This is a genomic window from Staphylococcus simiae (assembly GCF_002902085.1).
Lineage (GTDB): Bacteria > Bacillota > Bacilli > Staphylococcales > Staphylococcaceae > Staphylococcus > Staphylococcus simiae.
The window spans coordinates 1-7485 of sequence record NZ_PPQR01000057.1; the positions used below are offsets into that span (position 1 = coordinate 1).

Consider the following 7485-nt stretch of genomic DNA (forward strand, 5'->3'; position numbering starts at 1 on the left):
TTATCTTCGGATTTATATAGTTCTTAGACAGTTAATTAACTTACATTTATTAATACATTATAGCCTTAAATTGTAGTACTTTATAGCCTAAATTACAAATGATTAGATATTACTAGAATTAGGAATTACAACAAAAATAATTATTGTAAAAAGTACTTTAAGTCCGTTCCGTGTATGACAGACTATAATAAAGATAAGTTACTACCAGTTACTTCATAATTAAGTATACAAAATTTTTGTTTCGGAGTTGTTAAACCTCTTTGATATAGTACTAAAGTATGATGTAAGCGTTATACTTTAAGCGTATTATTAAATTCAAGTGATTTATCACAATCATTAATGTATAATTAATTTTGGTAAATTAATCGAAATAAACATATTTTAATTGACTATTAAATTAAGTTTGATTGTGTGGAAGAACAATTGATAAAGTGTAAAGATTTTAAGAATTTAATAATGTGAGGCAACTACAGACATGAAAGTAAATAAACTAAAATTAGTTTTGCATCTTTGTATCTTAATATTTATTATTGCTAGTTTCGCTATAATTTTTCATAAGTGGGAGACTAATCCAAAAGCAGTTCCGACAATTCACAAAGAAACTAAAATTGCTGACAACGGAAAATATTTAAAAGAAAGAGACAAAGATATTAAAGAGCCCAAAAAGTTGAAAACTATTTTTAATAAAAAAGACGTCAAATATAAAGAAATTGATGAATATCTGAAAAATTCTTTATTTAATGGAACTGTTGCTGTATATGAAAATGGCAAATTGAAAATGAATAAAGGTTACGGTTACCAAGATTTTGAAAATAATATTAAAAATACGCCAAGTACGATGTATTTAATTGGATCGGCCCAAAAATTTTCAACTGGATTAATGTTAAAACAATTGGAAGAGGAACATAAAATTAATATTAATGATTCCGTAACCAAATATATTCCTTGGTTTAAAACTTCAAAGAAGATTACGTTAAAAGATTTAATGTTACATAGAAGCGGTTTGTATAAATATAAAGCATCTAAAGATTATAAAAATTTGGATCAAGCTGTAAGTGCGATTCAACAAAAAGGTATTAATGATAAAAAATATCACAAACACCAATACAATGACGGTAATTATTTAGTATTAGCGAAAGTAATCGAAGTAGTAACTAAGCAAACATATGCTGAAAATTATTATAATCGATTAGCTGACCCATTAAATTTAAATCATTCAGCATTTTATGATGAAAAGCCATTTAAGAAATATATGGCAAAAGGATACAAGTATAACAATACTCATTTATCCTTCTTAAAACCTAATATTTTAGATCAATATTATGGTGCAGGTAATTTGTATATGACAACAGCTGATATGGGTAAACTTATATTAGGTTTACAGCATGACAAAGTTGTCAATCCTAGTATAACTAATGCGTTGACACATGAATATGGTACTAAACAATATCCAGAACAATATCGATATGGTTTTTATGTTGGTCCGTTTAACGATAGAGTAAACGGTGTATTTTTCGGACAAACGTTCACAGCATATTTTAATGATAAATATATTGTAGTGTTATCAACAAATATTAAAAGTCAAAATGAAATCAAAATCAAACATATTTTTAGAAATATATTACAGCAAACGGAATTATATAATCAACAAGGTGTTATAGTTAAATAAAACTTTGTAACAGTAAATAAAACGCTCTACAAACTAGACGATTATCATTGTCTTAGATTGTAGGGCGTTTTTATCATTGCTATTAAATTAAAATTTTTATTAAATACAGTGCTCTAAAGATTGAATGAACAGATCTTTATATAAAGATGCAATAGGTGATTGTACAACAGTACAATTAGTTTGATTACTGTCAAAGTCTACAACAGTAGCTCCTCTAGTAAAGGAACCAGTCAACTCAACATTAACTAATGCATCGTAAGATATAAAATCAGATGGTTTAAGTAAATATAAAATAGTAAAGACATCGTAAATATTAAGTTGAGTTTCGAAATCTTCACTTCGATAGTGTTTAAATAAATGATACAACATATTACTAGTTTTATTAAGATGTTTGAAATTTTCTAAAAATGAATGATCAAATGTTGCTTCGCGTGCTAAATCCAAACCAATCATTGTAAGTTTTAATCCGGAGTTAAAGACGATATGAGCAGCTTCGGGATCACAGTAAATATTAAATTCAGCTAGTGGTGTTATATTACCTCTGCCAGAACTACCACCCATTAAAACGACTTCTTTGATAAATGGTTTAACTTCAGGGTAAGTTGTTAATAGGAGAGCGATATTTGTAAGTGGACCAATAGCCACAATTGTAATAGGTTCTTTTGAATTTTCTAAAGTAGATTTTATAGCTGTAATCGCATGTTGATCAGGAATAGCTTTTTTATCTACATTTGGAAAATCATAACCGGCTAATCCTGATTCACCATGAACTTCACTAGCATCAACGACGTTATTAATTAAAGGCTTACTTGCTCCGCGATAGACAGGTGTATTTGTATTGAAAAACTCGACTAATTTTAATGCATTTGCTGTGGTCTTATCGATATTAACATTACCATTTACTGTAGAAATCATTTTTACTTCGAAATCATTTAAGTTTAAAGCTAAACTTATGGCTGCAGCATCATCAATTCCTGGATCAGTATCAATTATAATAGGTATCGACATAATAATTCTCCTAACATTGTTTATTATATCAATAGAGTAACATGATAGTTTCAAAATAGGCAAAATAGTTTGCTAGACTAAAAGATTGCTAGACCTAAAAAAACCAGCTAACTTTAAGTTAGCTGGTTAAACTTTACATTATTTGAATGTAGTTTATAAGTGAGCTGAGTGACCACCTTGCATAACCCAATAAGTTCCGACTACGAAAGCAAGAGTTATTACAAGTGCAAAGATAACTTTGGCTGTTTGGATACGTCCATCTTTACCTTCAGTTAAATGCATGAACATTAATAATTGAAGGAAAGCTTGGATGAAAGCAAATCCAAAGATAATTGTCACTTTAGCATGGAATGACATTGATGTGTATAGTGTTACGTAAACTGCTAAAAGCGTTAATACGATAGATGCGATAAATCCGACAGTATGTTTCATTATTGTACTCATCCGCTATACACCATCCCTATCATATATACGGCAGTAAAGATGAAGACCCAAACAACATCTAAGAAGTGCCAGTATAAACTTACTATAAATAATTTTGGAGCATTATATTTGTCTAAGCCACGACGTTGAATTTGTATTAATAGGCAAGTTGCCCAAACGATACCTAACGATACGTGACAACCATGTGTTCCGAGTAAGATGAAGAAACTAGACCAGAAAGAACCGATTGTTGGGTTAACTCCTTCTGATGCATAATGAGCAAACTCATAAATTTCAAATCCTACAAAGACTAAACCTAATAGTAGGGTAATAATCATCCAGAACATCATTAAATTTTGTTTTTCTTGTCGCATGTAGTAAATTGCAATACCACAAGTGTAAGAACTAAATAATAATGCAAATGTCATTATTAATACAAGAGGCAATTCAAATAACTCTGTAGTCATTTTACCTGCGTAATCGCCACCGTGTTGCAACGTTAGAAGTGTTGCGAATAGGGTACCAAATAACGCAAATTCGGCTGTAATGAAAATCCAAAAGCCAAGCTTATTTAATTCGCCTTCATGTGTGCGTGAATCAATAGTGTTTGTATCATGACTCATGACTTACAGCCTCCCTTTCTTTAATACGTGCTTCTCTTAATTTCGCTTCATTTTCAGCAACTTCAGAAGCAGGTATATGATATCCGTGGTCAACTTGGAAACTGCGGTACATCATAGTACCAAAGATACCAATTAAACCAAGAATTGCTGGAATAATTGTTTCGAAAATTAAGAAGAAACCAGCGATTGTCATAAAGATACCGATCCATAAACCAACAGCAGTGTTGTTAGGCATATGAATATCTTTATAGTTATGATTATCTAGATAATGACGGCCGTGTTCTTTCATATCAACGAAAGTATCATAATCATTCCAGTCTGGAGTGATTGCAAAGTTGTATTTAGGTGGAATAGCTGAAGCTGTAGTCCATTCTAAAGTACGACCAAGACCATCCCAGTTATCTCCAGTTGCTTCACGAGGAGATTTGAAATGACTATATACGATACTAACAACTAGGAATAAGAATCCTACTGCCATTAGTAAAGCACCGATAGTTGAAATTAAGTTTAATGCAAACCAACCATCAGAAGGCATGTAAGTGTATAAACGACGTGGCATACCATCTAATCCAAGAATGAATTGTGGTAAGAAACAAACGTTAAATCCGATCATGAAGAACCAGAAACACCATTTGTTTAACGTTTCGTTTAACTTGTAACCCATCATCTTAGGATACCAGAAGATTAACGCTGCTAAGCAGGCAAATACAACACCAGTAACCAATGTATAGTGGAAATGGGCTACTAAGAAGTACGTATTGTGATATTGATAGTCAGCAGATGCCATCGCTAACATTACACCTGTTACACCACCTAATAGGAAGTTAGGTATAAATGCTAATGAGAATAACATAGGTGACTCAAATGTAATACGTCCTTTATACAATGTTAATAACCAGTTAAATAATTTAACACCGGTTGGAATACCAATCAACATTGTTGAAATTGAGAAGAATGAGTTAATTAGAGCACCATTACCCATTGTGAAGAAATGGTGAACCCAAACTAAGAAACTTAAAAATGCGATACCGGCAGTTGCCCATACCATACTTTGATGTCCGAATAAACGCTTACGCGCGAATGTCGGAATAATTTCTGAGTAGATACCAAATGCTGGTAGGATAACGATATATACTTCAGGGTGCCCCCAAACCCAGAAGAAGTTAGCCCATAACATTGGCATACCACCGTTTGCAACAGTGAAGAATGCAGTGTCAAATATTCTATCAGTTGTCATTAATGCTAACGCCACTGTTAAAGGAGGGAAAGCAAGAATAACGATTAAAGTAGTAACAAATGTTGTCACTGTAAACATTGGCATTTGCATGAACTTCATTGTTGGTGTCTTACATCTTAATATTGTAACAAAGAAGTTGATACCTGTAGCTAAGGTACCAAGCCCTGAAATTTGTATTGCTACTAAATAATAGTTAACACCTGGGCCAGGACTAAATTCACCTGCAAGTGGTGCATAGTTTGTCCAACCAGCTGCTGGTGAACCACCTATAATAAATGACAGGTTGAATAAAATCATACCTGAGAAGAATAGCCAGAAACTAACGCTGTTCAATACAGGGAATGCAACATCACGTGCACCAATTTGTAAAGGAACAACAATATTCCATAAACCAAAGATAAATGGCATCGCCATGAAGATAATCATGATTACACCATGTGTACTAAAGATTTCGTTATAGTGGTTTGATTCTAAGAATTTATTATCTGGTATCGCTAATTGCGTACGAATAAGTAACGCATCAATACCACCACGGACGAACATTAATACGGCACAGATTAAATACATGACACCGATTTTCTTATGGTCTACAGATGTGAACCATTCTTTGTAAAGATATTTCCATAATTTAAAGTAAGAAATTACTGCGATTAAACCGATAACTAAGAATGGGGCACCGATTTGTGCCATTGTAATCATCCAGTTACCTTTAACTAGTAATTGATCCCATGGAAAATTCATTAATGTCCACCTCCATGATCATCATTGTCTTGATCTTGCACATCTTTAGAAAGCTTTTTCATTTCTTTAGAGTTTTTATGTTCTTTCTTTTTGAACTCATTGTCGTATTTCTCGTCATTACCTAAGATAACCATTTTCATACCATGGCGTTTATAGTTTGCATTAGTAATTTGAGGTTTACGAGCTGCTTTCAATGGTTTGTCTGAAACATCTTTATACAATTCTTCCTCACTGTTAAAGTTAGGATCTTTTGGAACGTAGTTATAACGTTTATATGCATAGAAGATATATTCAGGATCGGCTGCTGGATCAACAAACGCCATATGAGTACCATTGAATTCTAATGCTTTGTTAGGTGTATTTGGTAATAACTGTTTATCAAAAGTATCTTGATCAATCGTTTTCTTACCTTTAACTTCTTTCACCCATTTGTCATAATCTTTCTGACTTACAGCATGTACATCAAATGTTTGACGTGAGAATCCTTCACCATTGAAGTTAGAGTTACGTCCTCTAAATGTACCTGTTTGACTAGCTTCTAAAGTCCAGTCCATTGTCATGCCAGTCATGGCATATTTTTGACCACCTAATTGTGGAATCCAGAAACTTGTCATTGTATCCATAGCTTGAAGTTTGAATACAACTGGACGATCTTTAGGGATTGTTAATGTATTAACAGTCTCTATATGTTCCTCAGGATAAGCAAAGAACCACTTGAATCCGCCACTAACAGCGTAAATTACCATTGGATCTTTTTCACTTTTTGGTGGTGCTTCATAATCGTATAAAGTTTTAACTGTTGGAATAGCTAAAGCTGTAACGATTAAAATTGGTATCACAAACCAAATTGTTTCAATTATGGCATTGTGATGCATCTTACCAGATTCGTCATTTTTATTGTAACTATATTTAAATAGAAAAATGGCGAACATGCCAAGAACAACGACAACAATAACAAGCATGAAGACAATTGAATAAAGAATCAAGAACTTCTGACTACTTGCTACTGGCCCTTTTGCGTTAAAGATTTCTATATTTGAACAACCACTAAGTAAAATTAGTGTGCCAAATAATAGAAACAAAGACTTTAATTTTGACACTTTTTTGACCTCCTAATACTACAAATGTAGGGCTTACCACTAATTTTAAGTTATTACACAATATTTACAAGTACTTATAGGAAAAAAATTAAGAAAAATGTGGGTGAAAGCTAGAAGAATCAAGGTATGACGGGGGTTCACAGATTTGTTAAAATTATGTGTACATTTTGTGACTTTAATGAATTTTAAATAAATTGCTTCATATTTAATTGGGTTAGTGAGAAGACTTATCAATTAAAGGCTATTTTTGTGAAAATAAAAAAAGTTGAGAATAGTCTCAACTTTTATTTAACTTCTATATATCGTGTTGAAATATCTTCAGCACCATCTGAATCTTTAACATGATAAACTAAACGATATTTACCAGATTTTGTCGTGTCAATATTTCCATCAACTTTAATTTTATGAGTTAAATCGCCATCTTCTTTATCATAAGCAGAAATACCATTTAAAACATTATATTCTTGACCTTTTTCTATAACGATATCATTAGCACCTTTAATTTGAGGTGTTGTGTTTGATGTTGCTTCCGCATTTAAATGAGGTGTCACTAATGTGGCCGATACGCCAAGAGCCGATAATGACTGTATTAATTTGTTCATATTATGTAACCTCCAAATGATAAGTCATCTCTCTGTTAACATTACTATACCTTAACTTGTTTTATTCATGCATCATACTATA

7 protein-coding genes are annotated in these 7485 nt (G+C 32.2%); 1 reads left to right on the forward strand and 6 read right to left on the reverse strand.

The annotated features are described in order from the left end of the window. The first annotated feature begins 475 nt into the window (after positions 1-475). Positions 476-1669, forward strand: coding sequence for a serine hydrolase domain-containing protein (locus CD113_RS08070; RefSeq protein ID WP_002462676.1), 1194 nt, complete (start codon positions 476-478; stop codon positions 1667-1669). 99 nt (positions 1670-1768) lie between these two features. On the opposite strand, the gene rihC is transcribed toward CD113_RS08070, so the two are convergent. The 6 genes from rihC to CD113_RS08100 all read right to left on the reverse strand — a co-directional run bounded on the left by rihC (position 1769) and on the right by CD113_RS08100 (position 7403). After that, positions 1769-2677, reverse strand: a complete 909-nt coding sequence (gene rihC / locus CD113_RS08075) for a ribonucleoside hydrolase RihC (RefSeq protein ID WP_002462677.1) — start codon at positions 2675-2677, stop codon at positions 1769-1771. Positions 2678-2830: 153 nt separating this feature from the next. Next, the gene (gene qoxD / locus CD113_RS08080) at positions 2831-3109 is read right to left on the reverse strand and encodes a cytochrome aa3 quinol oxidase subunit IV (protein WP_197697109.1); all 279 of its coding nucleotides are present in this window, start codon (positions 3107-3109) and stop codon (positions 2831-2833) included. An 8-nt stretch (positions 3110-3117) separates the two neighbouring features. After that, positions 3118-3723 carry a cytochrome aa3 quinol oxidase subunit III gene (qoxC, locus tag CD113_RS08085; protein ID WP_002462679.1) on the reverse strand — a complete coding sequence of 202 codons (606 nt, stop codon included), beginning with the start codon at positions 3721-3723 and terminating at the stop codon, positions 3118-3120. After that, complete coding sequence (gene qoxB / locus CD113_RS08090; protein ID WP_002462680.1) at positions 3713-5701, reverse strand: cytochrome aa3 quinol oxidase subunit I; 1989 nt, start codon at positions 5699-5701, stop codon at positions 3713-3715. Before qoxB ends, qoxC begins: the two co-directional genes overlap by 11 nt. Then, on the reverse strand, positions 5701-6801 hold the full coding sequence (gene qoxA / locus CD113_RS08095; protein ID WP_002462681.1) for a cytochrome aa3 quinol oxidase subunit II: 1101 nt from the start codon (positions 6799-6801) through the stop codon (positions 5701-5703). Before qoxA ends, qoxB begins: the two co-directional genes overlap by 1 nt. Before the next feature lie 284 nt (positions 6802-7085). Continuing rightward, the gene (locus CD113_RS08100) at positions 7086-7403 is read right to left on the reverse strand and encodes a DUF5011 domain-containing protein (RefSeq protein ID WP_002462682.1); all 318 of its coding nucleotides are present in this window, start codon (positions 7401-7403) and stop codon (positions 7086-7088) included. Positions 7404-7485: the final 82 nt, after the last annotated feature.